The 14503-nt window shown below is 66.5% G+C and carries 17 protein-coding genes; 13 read left to right on the top strand and 4 right to left on the bottom strand.

All coding sequences use genetic code 11. The features are described from left to right. Nucleotides 1-16 precede the first annotated feature (16 nt). The 8 genes from BFF94_RS22440 to BFF94_RS22405 all read left to right on the top strand — a co-directional run bounded on the left by BFF94_RS22440 (nucleotide 17) and on the right by BFF94_RS22405 (nucleotide 6346). Complete coding sequence (locus BFF94_RS22440; protein ID WP_072437480.1) at nucleotides 17-421, top strand: dihydroneopterin aldolase; 405 nt, start codon at nucleotides 17-19, stop codon at nucleotides 419-421. Then, the gene (gene ttcA / locus BFF94_RS22435; protein WP_128842469.1) at nucleotides 418-1413 is read left to right on the top strand and encodes a tRNA 2-thiocytidine(32) synthetase TtcA; all 996 of its coding nucleotides are present in this window, start codon (nucleotides 418-420) and stop codon (nucleotides 1411-1413) included. The genes BFF94_RS22440 and ttcA overlap by 4 nt, the downstream gene beginning before the upstream one ends. A gap of 135 nt (nucleotides 1414-1548) precedes the next feature. Next, the gene (glmU, locus tag BFF94_RS22430) at nucleotides 1549-2910 is read left to right on the top strand and encodes a bifunctional UDP-N-acetylglucosamine diphosphorylase/glucosamine-1-phosphate N-acetyltransferase GlmU (RefSeq protein WP_128842470.1); all 1362 of its coding nucleotides are present in this window, start codon (nucleotides 1549-1551) and stop codon (nucleotides 2908-2910) included. Nucleotides 2911-2965: 55 nt separating this feature from the next. After that, a complete protein-coding gene (gene glmS / locus BFF94_RS22425; RefSeq protein ID WP_128842471.1) occupies nucleotides 2966-4783 on the top strand; it encodes a glutamine--fructose-6-phosphate transaminase (isomerizing) in 1818 nt (605 codons plus the stop codon). 133 nt (nucleotides 4784-4916) lie between these two features. Further along, entirely contained in the window at nucleotides 4917-5282 is a 366-nt protein-coding gene (locus BFF94_RS22420) for a type II toxin-antitoxin system RelE/ParE family toxin (protein WP_128842472.1), read from the top strand. Beyond that, nucleotides 5275-5595: a helix-turn-helix domain-containing protein gene (locus tag BFF94_RS22415; RefSeq protein WP_128842473.1), complete on the top strand. Its 321-nt coding sequence runs from the start codon at nucleotides 5275-5277 to the stop codon at nucleotides 5593-5595. Before BFF94_RS22420 ends, BFF94_RS22415 begins: the two co-directional genes overlap by 8 nt. Nucleotides 5596-5687: 92 nt before the next feature. Continuing rightward, nucleotides 5688-6128 (top strand): hypothetical protein, encoded by a 441-nt coding sequence (locus BFF94_RS22410; protein ID WP_128842474.1) that lies wholly within the window; start codon nucleotides 5688-5690, stop codon nucleotides 6126-6128. Then, a complete protein-coding gene (locus BFF94_RS22405; RefSeq protein ID WP_128842475.1) occupies nucleotides 6128-6346 on the top strand; it encodes a DUF6566 family protein in 219 nt (72 codons plus the stop codon). The genes BFF94_RS22410 and BFF94_RS22405 overlap by 1 nt, the downstream gene beginning before the upstream one ends. A 137-nt stretch (nucleotides 6347-6483) precedes the next feature. Here the strand turns inward: BFF94_RS22405 and BFF94_RS22400 are convergent, their stop codons facing one another. After that, nucleotides 6484-7320 carry an FTR1 family iron permease gene (locus tag BFF94_RS22400; RefSeq protein ID WP_128842476.1) on the bottom strand — a complete coding sequence of 279 codons (837 nt, stop codon included), beginning with the start codon at nucleotides 7318-7320 and terminating at the stop codon, nucleotides 6484-6486. A gap of 12 nt (nucleotides 7321-7332) precedes the next feature. Beyond that, on the bottom strand, nucleotides 7333-7665 hold the full coding sequence (locus BFF94_RS22395; RefSeq protein ID WP_124452379.1) for a cupredoxin domain-containing protein: 333 nt from the start codon (nucleotides 7663-7665) through the stop codon (nucleotides 7333-7335). Between the two features lie 341 nt (nucleotides 7666-8006). On the opposite strand from BFF94_RS22395, the gene BFF94_RS22390 reads away from it, so the two are divergent. Continuing rightward, nucleotides 8007-8207 carry a heavy-metal-associated domain-containing protein gene (locus tag BFF94_RS22390; RefSeq protein ID WP_128842478.1) on the top strand — a complete coding sequence of 67 codons (201 nt, stop codon included), beginning with the start codon at nucleotides 8007-8009 and terminating at the stop codon, nucleotides 8205-8207. Nucleotides 8208-8262: 55 nt separating this feature from the next. On the opposite strand, the gene BFF94_RS22385 is transcribed toward BFF94_RS22390, so the two are convergent. Both BFF94_RS22385 and BFF94_RS22380 read right to left on the bottom strand, forming a co-directional pair. Further along, the gene (locus BFF94_RS22385) at nucleotides 8263-9753 is read right to left on the bottom strand and encodes an aldehyde dehydrogenase (protein ID WP_219139850.1); all 1491 of its coding nucleotides are present in this window, start codon (nucleotides 9751-9753) and stop codon (nucleotides 8263-8265) included. 92 nt (nucleotides 9754-9845) lie between these two features. Next, on the bottom strand, nucleotides 9846-10397 hold the full coding sequence (locus BFF94_RS22380; protein ID WP_128842482.1) for a cupin domain-containing protein: 552 nt from the start codon (nucleotides 10395-10397) through the stop codon (nucleotides 9846-9848). A gap of 455 nt (nucleotides 10398-10852) precedes the next feature. On the opposite strand from BFF94_RS22380, the gene BFF94_RS37985 reads away from it, so the two are divergent. From BFF94_RS37985 to BFF94_RS22365, 4 genes are all read left to right on the top strand, one after another. Beyond that, entirely contained in the window at nucleotides 10853-11038 is a 186-nt protein-coding gene (locus BFF94_RS37985) for a hypothetical protein (RefSeq protein WP_041492976.1), read from the top strand. A gap of 283 nt (nucleotides 11039-11321) precedes the next feature. After that, complete coding sequence (locus tag BFF94_RS22375; RefSeq protein WP_128842480.1) at nucleotides 11322-12107, top strand: gamma-glutamyl-gamma-aminobutyrate hydrolase family protein; 786 nt, start codon at nucleotides 11322-11324, stop codon at nucleotides 12105-12107. A gap of 29 nt (nucleotides 12108-12136) precedes the next feature. Further along, complete coding sequence (locus BFF94_RS22370) at nucleotides 12137-13465, top strand: glutamine synthetase family protein (RefSeq protein ID WP_128842481.1); 1329 nt, start codon at nucleotides 12137-12139, stop codon at nucleotides 13463-13465. A gap of 37 nt (nucleotides 13466-13502) precedes the next feature. After that, nucleotides 13503-14503, top strand: a 1001-nt coding sequence (locus BFF94_RS22365; RefSeq protein ID WP_219139849.1) for an aminotransferase, incomplete at its 3' end; no start/stop codon positions are given.

The raw sequence follows: 14503 nt of genomic DNA, 5'->3' as shown, positions 1-14503 counted from the left end.
TTTGACTGGGACGACCATGTTTTCCGCTCTCCTGCACCCCCGCCTCGCGGATTGCCGCAGGCTCTACCTGCGCGACTACGAGGTGCACATCAACATCGGGGCTTTCGAACACGAGAAGCGCGGCGAGCAGCGCGTCGTCATCAATGTCGACCTGTTCGTGCCGCTCGCGCTGTCCACCCCCGTCGACGACCGGCTGCATGAAGTCGTCGACTACGACCTGATGAAGCAGAGCGTCGCGCAATGCATGGCGCGCGGCCACATCCACCTGCAGGAAACGCTGTGCGACGCGATCGCCGCGCACCTGCTGGCGCACGATGCCGTGCGCGCGGTACGCGTCTGTACCGAGAAACCGGACGCCTATCCGGACTGCGACGCCGTCGGCGTCGAAGTCTTTCGCATCAAGGACGAGGAGCGCGCATGAACGCCCCCCACATGAATGACGCGGCGGCCGACGCCGCCCCCCTCGACGCGACCGCCGCCCCGGCCGGCCGCCAGGCGCTGACGCGCCGCGAGCAGAAGGAAGCGTACGAGAACAACAAGCTGTTCAAGCGGATCGCGCGCCAGGTCGGCCAGGCGATCGGCGACTACAACATGATCGAGCAAGGCGACAAGGTGATGGTCTGCCTGTCGGGCGGCAAGGACAGCTACGCGATGCTCGACGTGCTGCTGCGCCTGCGCGAGCGCGCGCCGATCGACTTCGACATCGTCGCGGTGAACCTCGACCAGAAGCAGCCGGGCTTCCCCGAGCACGTGCTGCCCGAATACCTGAAGCAGGTCGGGGTGCCGTTCCACATCGAGAACCAGGACACCTACAGCATCGTCAAGCGGCTCGTGCCCGAAGGCAAGACGACCTGCTCGCTGTGCTCGCGGCTGCGCCGCGGGATCCTGTACCGCGTGGCCGGCGAGCTCGGCGCGACCAAGATCGCGCTCGGCCACCACCGCGACGACATCGTGCAGACGCTGCTGCTCAACATGTTCTATGGCGGCAAGCTGAAGGGGATGCCGCCGAAGCTGCAGTCGGACGACGGCAAGAACATCGTGATCCGCCCGCTCGCGTACGTGAAGGAAACCGATCTCGAGAAATATGCGGAGCTGCGCGAATTCCCGATCATCCCGTGCAACCTGTGCGGCAGCCAGCCGAACCTGAAGCGCGCGGAAATGAAGGCGCTGATCCGCGAATGGGACAAGCGCTTCCCGGGCCGCGTCGAGAACATGTTCAACGCGCTCGCGAAAGTCGTGCCGTCGCACCTGATGGATGCGACGCTGTTCCCGTTCGCGTCGCTGCGCGCGACCGGCGTTGCCGATCCGCACGGCGACATCGCGTTCGACGAGGAGCCGTGCGCGTCGGGCGACGACGCAGCCGCGCCGGGCACCGCCAAACCGATCTCGATCGTCCAGTTCGACGACCTGTAAGCGGGGCCGGAACACCCGCCGGAACGGGGTCGCACGGCCTCGTCCCGGCGCTATCGCCCCGCCACGGCAGGCCCGGAACGGCGGGGGCCGCATGCTAAAATGGACAGCTTCGAACTCCTCTGACAAGCTGGCGCCATGAATATCGTGATTTTGGCGGCAGGCACCGGCAAGCGCATGCGTTCCGCGCTGCCGAAAGTGCTTCACCCCCTGGCCGGCAGGCCGCTCCTCTCCCACGTCATCGACACCGCGCGCACGCTGCAGCCGTCCCGGCTCGTCGTCGTCGTCGGCCACGGCGCCGAGCGGGTCCAGGCCGCCGTCGCCGCGCCCGATGTCCAGTTCGCGGTGCAGGCCGAGCAGCTCGGCACCGGCCACGCGGTGCGCCAGGCGCTGCCGCTCCTCGATCCCGCGCAACCGACGCTCGTGCTGTACGGCGACGTGCCGCTCACCCGCGCGTCGACGCTGCAGCGTCTCGTCGACGCCGCGCGCGAAGGCCGCTACGGGATTCTGACCGTCACGCTCGACGATCCGACCGGCTACGGCCGCATCGTGCGCGACGCGTCCGGCTTCGTCACGCGCATCGTCGAGCAGAAGGATGCATCGCCGGACGAGCTGAGGATCGCCGAAATCAACACCGGCATCATCGTCACGCCCACGGCCCAGCTGTCGATGTGGCTCGGCGCGCTGAAGAACGAAAACGCGCAGGGCGAGTACTACCTGACCGACGTCGTCGAACTCGCGATCGAGGCCGGCTTCGAGGTCGTCACGGCGCAGCCCGACGAGGAATGGGAAACGCTCGGCGTGAACAGCAAGGCGCAACTCGCGGAACTCGAGCGCATCCACCAGCGCAATATCGCGGAAATGCTGCTCGCCGACGGCGTCACGCTCGCCGATCCGGCGCGCCTCGACGTGCGCGGCACGCTGCGCTGCGGCCGCGATGTGTCGATCGACGTGAACTGCGTGTTCGAAGGCAACGTGACGCTCGCCGACAACGTGACGATCGGCGCGAACTGCGTGATCCGCAGCGCGTCGGTCGGCGCCGGCACGCGCATCGACGCGTTCACGCACATCGACGGAGCCGAGCTCGGCGCGAATACCGTGATCGGCCCGTACGCGCGGCTGCGCCCCGGCGCGCAGCTCGCGGACGAAGCGCACGTCGGCAACTTCGTCGAGGTGAAGAACGCGGTGATCGGCCGCGGCTCGAAGGCGAACCACCTCACGTACATCGGCGACGCCGACATCGGCGCGCGCGTGAACATCGGCGCGGGCACGATCACCTGCAACTACGACGGCGCGAACAAGTTCCGCACCGTGATCGAGGACGACGTGTTCGTCGGTTCCGACACGCAGCTCGTCGCGCCCGTGCGCGTCGGCCGCGGCGTGACGATCGCCGCCGGCACGACGATCTGGAAGGACGTGGCCGACGGCCTGCTCGCGTTGAACGAGAAGACCCAGACCGCGAAGAGCGGCTACGTCCGCCCGGTCAAGAAGAAAAGCTGAACCTTTTGCGGGCGCCCCGGCGGCGCCCGCGTCGACTTACAGGACTGACCCATTCATGTGCGGCATTGTCGGCGCAGTTGCGCAGCGTAATATCGTTCCGGTGCTCATCGAAGGATTGCGGCGCCTCGAATACCGTGGCTACGACTCGTGCGGCGTCGCCGTGCTCGAGCCGGGCGCCCCGAAGCGCGCGCGCAGCGTCGCGCGCGTCGCCGATCTCGACACGCAGGTGCGCGAATCGCACCTCGAAGGCACGACGGGCGTCGCGCACACGCGCTGGGCCACGCACGGCGCGCCCGTCACGCACAACGCACACCCGATCTTCTCGTCGAACGCGCTCGCGCTGGTCCACAACGGCATCATCGAGAACTTCGAGCCGCTGCGCGAAGCGCTGCGCGCGAAGGGCTACGAATTCGTGTCGCAGACCGACACCGAAGTGATCGCGCACCTCGTGCACAGCCTGTACCGCGGCAACCTGTTCGACGCGGTGCGCGAAGCGGTGGGCCAGCTGCACGGCGCGTATGCGATCGCCGTGATCCACAAGGACCAGCCGCACACCGTCGTCGGCGCGCGCCAGGGTTCGCCGCTCGTCGTCGGGCACGGCGACGGCGAGAACTTCCTCGCGTCCGATGCGCTCGCGCTCGCGGGCAGCACCGACCGCTTCACGTTCCTCGAGGAAGGCGACGTATGCGAGCTGTCGCTCGACGGCGTGAAGATCGTCGACCGCCACGGCGCGCTCGCGCAGCGCGAGATCCGCGTGGTCAGCGCATACGGCGGCGCGGTCGAACTCGGGCCGTATCGCCACTTCATGCAGAAGGAAATCTTCGAGCAGCCGCGTGCGATCGGCGACACCGTGCCGCAGACGGACGCGTTCGACGCGACGCTGTTCGGCGAGGCCGCGCCCGCCGCGTTCGCGGGGATCGACAGCCTGCTGATCCTCGCATGCGGCACGAGCTACTACTCGGGCCTCACCGCGAAGTACTGGCTCGAATCGATCGCGAAGATCCCGACCCAGGTCGAGATCGCGAGCGAATACCGGTACCGCGAGTCGGTGCCGAACCCGCGCCAGCTCGTGCTCGTGATCTCGCAGTCGGGCGAGACGGCCGATACGCTCGCGGCGCTCAAGCACGCGCAGTCGCTCGGCCACACGCATACGCTCGCGGTCTGCAACGTCGCGACGAGCGCGATGGTGCGCCTGACCGAAATGCAGTTCCTGACGCACGCGGGCACCGAGATCGGCGTTGCGTCGACGAAGGCGTTCACGACGCAGCTCGTCGCGCTGTTCGTGCTGGCCGCGACGCTCGGCAAGCTGCGCGGGCACGTCGATGCCGCGCAGGAAGCCGAATTCCTGAAGCAGTTGCGCCACCTGCCGGCCGCGCTGAACAGCGTGCTCGCGCTCGAACCGCAGATCATCGCGTGGTCGGAGGAATTCGCGCGCAAGGAAAACGCGCTGTTCCTCGGCCGCGGGCTGCACTACCCGATCGCGCTCGAAGGTGCGCTGAAGCTGAAGGAAATCTCGTACATTCACGCCGAGGCCTATCCGGCCGGCGAACTGAAGCACGGGCCGCTCGCGCTCGTCACGGAAGCGATGCCGGTCGTCACGGTCGCGCCGAACGACACGCTGCTCGAGAAGCTGAAGTCGAACATGCAGGAAGTGCGAGCGCGCGGCGGCGAGCTGTACGTGTTCGCCGATGCCGATACGCAGATCGTCAACGACGACGGCCTGCACGTGATCCGGATGCCGGAGCACTACGGGCAACTGTCGCCGATCCTGCACGTCGTGCCGCTGCAGTTGCTCGCGTATCACACCGCGTGTGCACGCGGCACCGACGTCGACAAGCCGCGGAACCTCGCGAAATCAGTGACGGTGGAGTAAGGCAAGAGGTTGATCGGGATGGCCCCCGCCGGGCCGGCCCGGGTGCGTACCGGCGTGAAGCAGGCCGTTCGGCCAGGTCGAAATGTGTACCACGTAGTGGTATATAATCCTGTGCTGACTCGACCGACCCGACATGCCTGCTTCCGTACGACGCGTCTTCAAGACGAAGTGGTTTCACAAGGCGGCCGGAAAAGCAGGAATCGCCGATACCGAACTGTGTCGCGCCGCGCGGGAACTGACGCGCGGTCAGGCCATCGAGCTTGGCGGCAACGTCTGGAAAAAGCGTCTGGACGGCAATCGGCAGCGCGCAATCGTGCTGAGCAAGGTCGGGCAGGCGTGGGTTTTCGTGTTCCTGTTCGCGAAACGCGACAGGGACGACATCGACGAGCGTGAACTGCGTGCCTTCAGAAAGCTCGCCGCGGATGTCGGGCAGCGCACCGACACCGACATCGCGGCACTGATCGCACTGAAAGAGCTTGTGGAGATTTGCAATGGCTAAGAGTCGATTCAAGAGCGACGCATCGGAGGCGATCCACAGCGCCGCATCGGGCCTCTATCGCGCCACGCTGATCGACAAGAAGACGATGCGCGAATACGACGATCTCTGCATCGAAGCCGCCCCGCAGTTCGATCCTGACGCGATCGCCCGCATCCGCAAATCCGTCAACGTCAGCCAGAGCGTGTTCGCGCTCTACCTGAACACGACGACATCGACAATCCGCCAATGGGAGCAGGGCGACAAGCGACCGAGCGGCATCGCCGCACGAATGCTCCAGATCGTCGAGAAACACGGGCTCGAGGTGTTCTCCTGAGCCAGCTTCCCCGAATACGCATGCACGGCCGACCGAACGCGGGCCGCACCGGATCCCGCGACGCGAACCGCAAGGAATATGACGGAGAGACAATGGTAAAACTGTTTGGATGCGGTTTGCTGGCGCTGACGTTCGCGTCGACGGGCTGGGCCGCCGAGCGCTACGTCGAAGTCTGGAACCCGCCGGAGGCGCGGCACCCGCATGCACGTCCGCCGGCCGCGCATGCGGGTGCCGGCAAGAGCGCGGAGAAGCACGCGAGCGCAACGCCGAAAGCCGCCGTGAAGCCGCACAAGCGCCGCGTCGCGCAGGCCGTGAAAGCCGGTTCGCATCGTCCGCCTGCCGCCGCGGCCGAAACGCCGGCCGCGCCGCGCCCTGTCGCGCAGCCCGCGCCGGGCCGTCTCACGGTGATGCAGCCTGCCGGCCCCGACACGACGCACGCGCTCAATGCCGCCGACATCCCGCGGCAATACACGCCGGACGGCAACGTGCTGCGCGTCGGCACGCACAACCGCTCCGCGGAGGTGACTCGATAATGGAAGCACAAACCTACCACGGCTACCAGATCTGGGGCCACGCGATCCTGCAGCAGGACGAGATCCTGCAGCCCGAACGCTTCGCGGCGAGCGGCACGATCACGCAGAACAACAAGCTGATCGAGGGGTCCGGCGTGCTCGGCGTGTTCGACACCGAGGACGATGCGCGCGAAGCGGGGCTCGAATGGGCCCGCGCATGGATCGACAGCCACCGCTGACCGAACGCAACCCGCAACCGCGCGCATCCGCTGCAGCCGTCGCCGGCGTCGGCGCCGCGCACGTGCCGGTCGCGCACCGCCGCGAATGAAAGAAGGGGCGTCATGGACGCCCCTTCTTTCATTCGAACCCGGAACACTCACGCAGCGTGCCGCGGCGGCCTGATCGTCTCCTGCGGCCGGCCGACGAGCCGTGTCAGCACGAGAATCGCCGCCAGCGTCGCGACGTACGCGGCGATCTGGATGCCCGCCGGACGCGCGGTATAGCCGATCAGCGTATGCAGTGCCTTGCCGACGATGCTCGATTCCTTGAGCAGCCACGACGTGTCCCAGATCGCGTCGCCCCACGACGGCACGAGGCCGGCAGCCAGCAGGAAGCCGACGCACTGACTCGCCATCCCCGCAGCGAGCAGCACGATCAGCCCGTTGGTGACGGAGAACAGGCGCTTCAACGGAATCTGCAGCAGGCCCGCATACATCGTGTAGCCGAGCCCGGCGCCGCCGAGCACGCCGAGCAGCCCGCCGGCAATCATCTGCGGCGTCTGTCCCGGATCGCCCGCCGCGATACCGTACAGGAACAGCACGGCCTCGGAGCCCTCGCGCAGCACCGCGACACCGACCACGATGGCCAGCCCCGTCAGCGGCCGGCTGCCGGCCGCAACGGCCCGTCCGACTTCGCCCATGTGCAGCGCCATCTCGCGGCCGTGCCGGCTCATCCAGATGCAGTGCCAGGCCAGCATCAGCGTCGCGACGAACATCACGCCCGCATTGAATACTTCCTGCCCCATGCCGGACGCCCACTGCGAGATCACGTCGGCGAACGCCGCGATCAGGCCGGCGCCGACCACGCCGCCGACGAGCCCGCTGCCGACCCACCAGCCGCGCCGCGGGACGCCCTTCGTGGCGGCCATCACGATCGAGACCACCAGCGCGGCCTCGAGCACTTCACGAAAGACGATCAGGGCAGTAGACAGCATGTCGGTATCGGCTTACTTGACGGTCAGGTGCGTCTTCGACTGCGCTTCGTGATACTCGTCGTGGAATTCGTAGGTACCGGCCTTCAGCGGCCCGACCAGGATCTCGGCCGACTTGCCGGCCGGCACGACCTTCTCCGCCTTGAAGTCGTCGCTCTCGAATTCCGCGGGCGTCGCGTCGAGGTTCTTCACGACGAATTTCACTTTCTTGCCGGCGGGGATCGTCACGCCATCGGGCGAAAACTTGTGGTCCTTCAGGGTCAGGTTGACGACATCGTCGGCAGCGAATGCAGACGTTGCCGATGCGCCCAGCAGGGCCAGCGCGAAGCCGAAAGCGAAACGATTCATGGTCGGGAACGAAGAACGGATCTTGAAGGAGATCGATACTAAGATCGATTCGCATTTCCGTATCGAATGCCCGTGTTGGCATTATGGAGATAGCGCTTCATAGCGCTTCGCAACGCATTGTCCGGAAAGGTTTTTCCCGATGCGAGCCATGGCACGGCCCGCGGTCAATCAGGTCAAACACCGGCCGGCATGCGCCGCGCCGCATCGATTCGTCGGACCACCGCCTTACGCCTCATCGGACGCGCGATATCCTGCACGCCTGCACATACGACGCTTGACCTTCCCACCATGGCAAGCTTCATGCTGACGGTGCTCGTCAATCGTCAACTCAGGAGAACACGATGGAATTCGAAGTCCAGGACATGACCTGCGGCGGCTGCGCCAATGCGATCACGCGCGCGGTGACGGCCGCCGATCCCGCCGCGAAGCTCGACATCGACGTCGCGGCAAAGCGCGTCAAGGTCGAATCGGCGCAAGGCGCCGAGCGCGTGCAGTCGATCATCGAAGCCGCGGGCTTCCACCCCGCGCTGCGCACCGCGTAACGCTCGCTGCGGGCCGGGGGCGCACCACCCAAGGCGATGCGCCCCCGGCATCGCGTCAGCGCAGCCGGATCAGCGTCGACTTCAGCTCGGTGTATTTCTCGAGCGCGTGCAGCGACTTGTCGCGGCCGTTGCCCGACTGCTTGTAGCCGCCGAACGGGAAGTTCATGTCGCCGCCCTCGTCGTAGCAGTTCACCCACACGGTGCCCGCGCGCAGCCGGCGCGACACGTCGTGCGCGGTCGTCAGGTTCGACGTCCACACGGCCGCGGCCAGCCCGTATTCGGTGTCGTTGGCGATCCGCACGGCCTCGTCGACGTCGTCGAACACGATCACCGACAGCACGGGCCCGAAGATCTCCTCGCGCGCGATCTTTGCATCGGGCTTCACCTCGAACACCGTCGGCTCGACGTAGAAACCGCCCGTTTCCTCCTTCACGCGCGTGCCGCCCGTGATCAGCCGGCCTTCGCTGCGCCCCGCGTCGATATAGCCGAGCACGCGCTCGAGCTGGATGCCGTCGACGATCGCGCCCATCGATACCGACGGATCGAGCGGATTGCCGGGCACATACGCGCGCGCGGCGGCGACGAGCTTCTCGATGAACGCGTCCTTGATGTCGCGGTGCACGAGCAGCCGCGAGCCGGCCGTGCACATCTCGCCCATGTTGTAGAAGATCGCGCCGGCCGCGGCCTGCGCGGCGCGCTCGAGATCGGGGCAATCGGGCAGCACGATGTTCGGCGATTTGCCGCCGAGCTCGAGCCACGCGCGCTTCAGGTTCGACTGCGCGGCGTACTGCATGATCAGCTTGCCGACCGCCGTCGACCCCGTGAACGCGATGCAGTCGACGTCGCGATGCAGCGCGAGCAGCTTGCCCGGCTCGCCCGCGCCCGGCACGACGTTGAACACGCCGGCCGGAATCCCGGCCTCGTACGCGAGCTGCGCGACGCGGATCGCGGTCAGCGGCGATTTCTCCGACGGCTTCAGCACGACGCTGTTGCCGGCCGCGAGCGCGGGGCCGAACTTCCACGCGGCCATCAGGATCGGGAAGTTCCACGGCACGACGGCCGCCACCACGCCGACCGGCTCGCGCGTGACGAGGCCGACGAGATGATGATCGGCCGGCGCGACCTCGCCGCCGACCTTGTCGATCGCCTCCGCGAACCATTCGACGCAGTACGCGGCGCCCGGCACGTCGACCGTCGTCGTGTCGCCGATCGGCTTGCCCGCGTCGAGCGTCTCGAGCAGCGACAGTTCGTCGAGATGCTCGCGCATCAGCGCGGCCCAGCGCAGCAGCACGGCCTTGCGCGCTCGCGGATTCAGGCCGGCCCACACGCCGGCATCGAACGCGCGGCGCGCGGCCGCGACGGCCGCGTTCACGTCGGCTTCGCCGCAGTCGGCCACCTTCGCGAGCACGCGAGCGTCGATCGGGCTCACGCAATCGAACGTCTTGCCGCCGTGCGCATCGCGCGACGCGCCGTCGATGAATGCGCGCCCTTCGATCTCGAGGGACGCCGCCTTGTCCTGCCAGTCAGCCAAAGTCAACTTGTTCATCAGGATGCCTCAATGTTGTGGCATTCGCGATACGGCGCGGCGCGCGCGTGACGCGCGGCCGGCCGGCAGCGAATGCGGTGACGCGCGGTGGGTCAGAAGGTCGCCGGCGAATTGGCCGAGACGACCTCGCAGATCAGTTCCGCGCTGGGATTGCGAAAACGGTGCGGCAAACGGCTTTCGAAGTAGTAGCCGTCCCCGGGGTCGAGCAGCCACGTCGCGCCGTCGACGGTCAGCTCGAGCCGGCCCGACACGACGACGCCGCCCTCGTGCCCCGCGTGCACGAGCATCTCGGGGCCCGTATCGGCGTGCGGCTGGTAGATCTCGCGCAGGATGCACATGTTGCGGTCCTTCACGCTCGCGCCGACCAGATGAAACGCGAGCGTGTCGTTGCCGAGGTTCGGCATCTCGTCGCGACGCGACACGACCGAGCGCGATTCGACCAGCTCGAACGTGAAGAACTCCGCGAGACTCATCGGGATGCATTCGAGCAGTTTCTTCAACGAGCCGACCGACGGGCTCACGCGGCCCTGTTCGATCAGCGAGATCGTGCCGTTGGTCACGCCGGCCCGCTTCGCGAGTTCGCGCTGCGACAGGCCATGCTTGTTGCGCACGAAACGCAGGCGCTCGGAGACTTCGGTGGACATCGATTCGATTTCGGACACGATAAGTGCGATGACAAAGTGAAACGACGCGGTGGACAGCCGTTGAATATTCTAATCACTTTATGCCGCACATCAGCGGGGAAAACCCTGAAAGGCGTTCGAAATAATGAACACCTCGCCGGTTATTCCTTTTGCGAATCTTTTGTTCCCGCTGCTCGGGAAAGCCCTGATGCAGGACCGTTAAAAAACATTTGACGCCGTTTTTGGCTCGTATATGCTGGCTCTCAGGTCGGCGTCATCAGACTTTCATGGGCAGCAAAAAGCGTTATCGCAACGCACCAATTGATGCCCGTCAATGTAAATGACGCAGGACCGGCGCCTTGATTATTTTAAACGCCCAGCGCGTCGAAACGGTCAGGTGTTCAATACTTTCAACAAACCAGTCGAGTGTAATCGTGAGAGTCCGTGGCCCTCTGGTGAGGTGGGATCGAGGCGATGTGCGAAGTTTGCGCAGCGCGGCGCCCGCTTCCGACGACGGCAGTTGCGGCTGGCATAGTCCTCGCCTGCTTCACCTGTCGATCTACACCATCCTGTCCCGCCGTTCCGTTCGGCGTCACAACGCTGTTTCCGCACGCGCATTCGTCGCCGTCGATACCGACGAAGTGGCGTCGCTGCTGCCGTAGCGCCTCTCCTCTCTTCACGTCGTTCGTTTTTTCTGCCGATTCGCCAACCGCATTGTCCGTGCGGTGACGGAACGCGTTCGCGCATTCGTTGCCGCGTCGCGTATCGCGATGAAACGAACGACGGCCTGATCGTCGCGCGCAGCGCGGATCGCCACGCCATCCCGTTGCGCCCATTCACCAGCGGCCTTGCGCTTTGCGCCAGGCTGCGGGGTTGCTGCACGCCGGTGTTTTTCCACATCCGGCAAGACGTACGCGGCAGCCCTTCGGATAACTGATTGACGTCATGGAAAGGAAACCCCTCGTCGGCATCACCGCCGACCACACGCAAATCGGCGCACACGCGTCGCATACGGTCGGCGACAAATACGTCGCCGCGATCGTCGACGGCGCGCACGCGTTCGCGATGGTGCTGCCCGCGCTCGGCGAGCGCCAGTCGGTCGACGACGTGCTCGACACGGTCGACGGCCTGTTGTTTACCGGCAGCTACTCGAACGTCGAGCCGCACCTGTACGGCGGCGAACCGAGCGCCCCCGGCACGAAGCACGACCCGGCACGCGACGCGACGACACTGCCGCTGCTGCGCGCGGCAATCGCCGCAGGCGTGCCCGTGCTCGCCGTATGCCGCGGCTTCCAGGAGCTGAACGTCGTCTGCGGCGGCACGCTGCACCAGCGCGTGCATGACGTGCCGGGCTTCGCCGATCACCGCGAGGACGACACCGCGCCGATGGCGTCGCAATACGGCCCCGCGCACGTCGTGCGCCTGACGCCCGGCGGCAAGCTGCATGGGCTCGCCGGCGGCCGCGACGAAGTGCACGTGAACTCGCTGCACAAGCAGGGCATCGCGCAGCTCGGCTCCGGCCTCGCCGTCGAAGCCGTCGCGCCCGACGGCCTGATCGAGGCCGTGAGCGTCGTCGACGCACCGGCTTTCGCACTCGCCGTGCAATGGCATCCGGAATGGCGGCATGCGCAGGACCCGCTGTCGAGCGCGATCTTCCGCGCCTTCGGCGACGCCTGCCGCGCCCGCCGCAAGGCCCGCACGCACACCACGGCCGCCGCCGCGCTCATCTGAGCGCGCCGACCTACAAAACGAGAACAGACATGGAAGACTTTCTGAAGCAGTACCGGATCACCGAAGTCGAGGCGATCATTCCCGACATGGCCGGCATCGCGCGCGGCAAGATCACGCCGCGCAACAAGTTCACGTCCGGCGAATCGATGCGCCTGCCGCAGGCCGTGATGGTGCAGACCGTCACCGGCGAATATCCGGAAGACGGCTCGCTGACCGGCGTGACCGATCCCGACATGGTGTGCGTGCCCGACGCGTCGACGATCCGCCTGATCCCGTGGGCCAGCGACCCGACCGCGCAGGTGATCCACGATTGCGTGCACTTCGACGGCTCGCCGGTCGAGATCTCGCCGCGCTACGTGCTGCGCCGCGTGCTCGACCTGTACAAGGCCAAGGGCTGGAAGCCCGTGGTCGCACCGGAACTCGAGTTCTATCTCGTCGACATGAACAAGGATCCCGACCTGCCGCTGCGTCCGCCGGTGGGCCGTACGGGCCGCCCCGAAACGGGCCGCCAGTCGTATTCGATCGAGGCCGTCAACGAGTTCGATCCGTTGTTCGAGGACATCTACGAGTACTGCGAAGCGCAGAACCTCGACATCGACACGCTGATCCACGAAGTCGGCGCCGCGCAGATGGAGATCAACTTCATGCACGGCGACGCGCTGTCGCTGGCCGACCAGGTATTCCTGTTCAAGCGCACGGTGCGCGAGGCCGCGCTGCGTCACAACATGTACGCGACGTTCATGGCCAAGCCGATGGAAGACGAACCGGGTTCGGCGATGCACGTGCACCAGAGCATCGTCGACGAGGAAACGGGCCAGAACCTGTTCACGTCGCAGGAGACGGGCGGCGCGACGTCGATGTTCTACAACTACCTCGCGGGGCTGCAGAAGTACACGCCGGCGCTGATGCCGATCTTCGCGCCGTACATCAACTCGTACCGCCGGCTGTCGCGCTTCATGGCCGCGCCGATCAACGTGCAGTGGGGCTACGACAACCGCACGGTCGGCTTCCGGATCCCGCACTCGGGCCCGTCGGCACGCCGCATCGAGAACCGCATCCCGGGTGTCGACTGCAACCCGTACCTCGCGCTCGCCGCGACGCTCGCGGCCGGCTATCTCGGCATGACGCAGCGCCTGGAGCCGACCGAGCCGCTCGTCAGCGACGGCTACGACCTGCCGTACCAGCTGCCGCGCAACCTCGAGGAGGGGCTGACGCTGATGGCCGCGTGCGAGCCGCTCGGCGAGATCCTCGGCCACAAGTTCCTGAAGGCGTATTTCGCGCTGAAGGAAACCGAATACGAAGCGTTCTTCCGCGTGATCAGCTCGTGGGAACGCCGCCATCTGCTGCTGCACGTGTAAGCGCGCGCACAACCGCATACGGAATCACGGAGGAAACATGACTTACCGCAACGAATCGGCGTGGATCCAGCCGGCGGCGCCGGCCGCCGCGCCGCGCGCGACCCAGGCACGCTCGACCGCCGAATACCGCGCGCTCGACGCCGCACACCACATCCACCCGTTCTCGGACATGGGCGCGCTGAATCGCGCGGGCAGCCGCGTGATCGTGAAGGCCGACGGCGTCTACCTGTGGGACTCGGACGGCAACAAGGTGATCGACGGGATGGCCGGCCTGTGGTGCGTGAACGTCGGCTACGGCCGCAAGGAGCTCGCCGACGCCGCGTACCGCCAGTTGCAGGAACTGCCGTTCTACAACACGTTCTTCAAGACGACGCACCCGCCGGTGATCGAACTGTCGGCCATGCTCGCGGAAGTGACGCCCGCCGGCTTCAACCACTTCTTCTACTGCAACAGCGGCTCGGAAGGCAACGACACCGTGCTGCGTCTCGTGCACCAGTACTGGCGCGTGCAGGGCAAGCCGCAGAAGAAATTCGTGATCTCGCGCAAGAACGGCTACCACGGCTCGACGATCGCGGGCGGCACGCTCGGCGGGATGGGCTACATGCACGAGCAGATGCCGTCGAAGGTCGAGCACATCGTGCACATCGACCAGCCGTACTTCTTCGGCGAAGCACAGCCGGGCGAAACGCCGGAAGCGTTCGGCCTCGCGCGCGCGCAGCAGCTCGAGGCGAAGATCCTCGAACTCGGCGCGGAGAACGTCGCGGCATTCATCGGCGAGCCGTTCCAGGGCGCGGGCGGCGTGATCTTCCCGCCGTCGACGTACTGGCCGGAAATCCAGCGGATCTGCCGCAAGTACGACATCCTGCTCGTCGCCGACGAAGTGATCGGCGGCTTCGGCCGCACCGGCGAATGGTTCGCACACCAGCACTTCGGCTTCGAGCCGGACCTGATCACGATGGCCAAGGGCCTCACGTCGGGCTATGTGCCGATGGGGGCGGTCGGCATTCACGAGCGGGTGGCGCGGCCGATCATCGACAA

Origin of the sequence: Burkholderia catarinensis, from assembly GCF_001883705.2 — a bacterium.
Taxonomy (GTDB): Bacteria; Pseudomonadota; Gammaproteobacteria; order Burkholderiales; family Burkholderiaceae; genus Burkholderia; species Burkholderia catarinensis.
This window is presented reverse-complemented; position numbering and strand designations above follow the sequence as displayed.

What these genes read in the sequence shown, in the direction of transcription:
- BFF94_RS22440 (WP_072437480.1), top strand. Translation starts at nt 17, where the DNA reads ATGTTTTCCGCTCTCCTGCACCCCCGCCTCGCGGATTGCCGCAGGCTC.
- ttcA (WP_128842469.1), top strand. Translation starts at nt 418, where the DNA reads ATGAACGCCCCCCACATGAATGACGCGGCGGCCGACGCCGCCCCCCTC.
- glmU (WP_128842470.1), top strand. Translation starts at nt 1,549, where the DNA reads ATGAATATCGTGATTTTGGCGGCAGGCACCGGCAAGCGCATGCGTTCC.
- glmS (WP_128842471.1), top strand. Translation starts at nt 2,966, where the DNA reads ATGTGCGGCATTGTCGGCGCAGTTGCGCAGCGTAATATCGTTCCGGTG.
- BFF94_RS22420 (WP_128842472.1), top strand. Translation starts at nt 4,917, where the DNA reads ATGCCTGCTTCCGTACGACGCGTCTTCAAGACGAAGTGGTTTCACAAG.
- BFF94_RS22415 (WP_128842473.1), top strand. Translation starts at nt 5,275, where the DNA reads ATGGCTAAGAGTCGATTCAAGAGCGACGCATCGGAGGCGATCCACAGC.
- BFF94_RS22410 (WP_128842474.1), top strand. Translation starts at nt 5,688, where the DNA reads ATGGTAAAACTGTTTGGATGCGGTTTGCTGGCGCTGACGTTCGCGTCG.
- BFF94_RS22405 (WP_128842475.1), top strand. Translation starts at nt 6,128, where the DNA reads ATGGAAGCACAAACCTACCACGGCTACCAGATCTGGGGCCACGCGATC.
- BFF94_RS22400 (WP_128842476.1), bottom strand. Translation starts at nt 7,320, where the DNA reads ATGCTGTCTACTGCCCTGATCGTCTTTCGTGAAGTGCTCGAGGCCGCG.
- BFF94_RS22395 (WP_124452379.1), bottom strand. Translation starts at nt 7,665, where the DNA reads ATGAATCGTTTCGCTTTCGGCTTCGCGCTGGCCCTGCTGGGCGCATCG.
- BFF94_RS22390 (WP_128842478.1), top strand. Translation starts at nt 8,007, where the DNA reads ATGGAATTCGAAGTCCAGGACATGACCTGCGGCGGCTGCGCCAATGCG.
- BFF94_RS22385 (WP_219139850.1), bottom strand. Translation starts at nt 9,753, where the DNA reads ATGAACAAGTTGACTTTGGCTGACTGGCAGGACAAGGCGGCGTCCCTC.
- BFF94_RS22380 (WP_128842482.1), bottom strand. Translation starts at nt 10,397, where the DNA reads ATGTCCACCGAAGTCTCCGAGCGCCTGCGTTTCGTGCGCAACAAGCAT.
- BFF94_RS22375 (WP_128842480.1), top strand. Translation starts at nt 11,322, where the DNA reads ATGGAAAGGAAACCCCTCGTCGGCATCACCGCCGACCACACGCAAATC.
- BFF94_RS22370 (WP_128842481.1), top strand. Translation starts at nt 12,137, where the DNA reads ATGGAAGACTTTCTGAAGCAGTACCGGATCACCGAAGTCGAGGCGATC.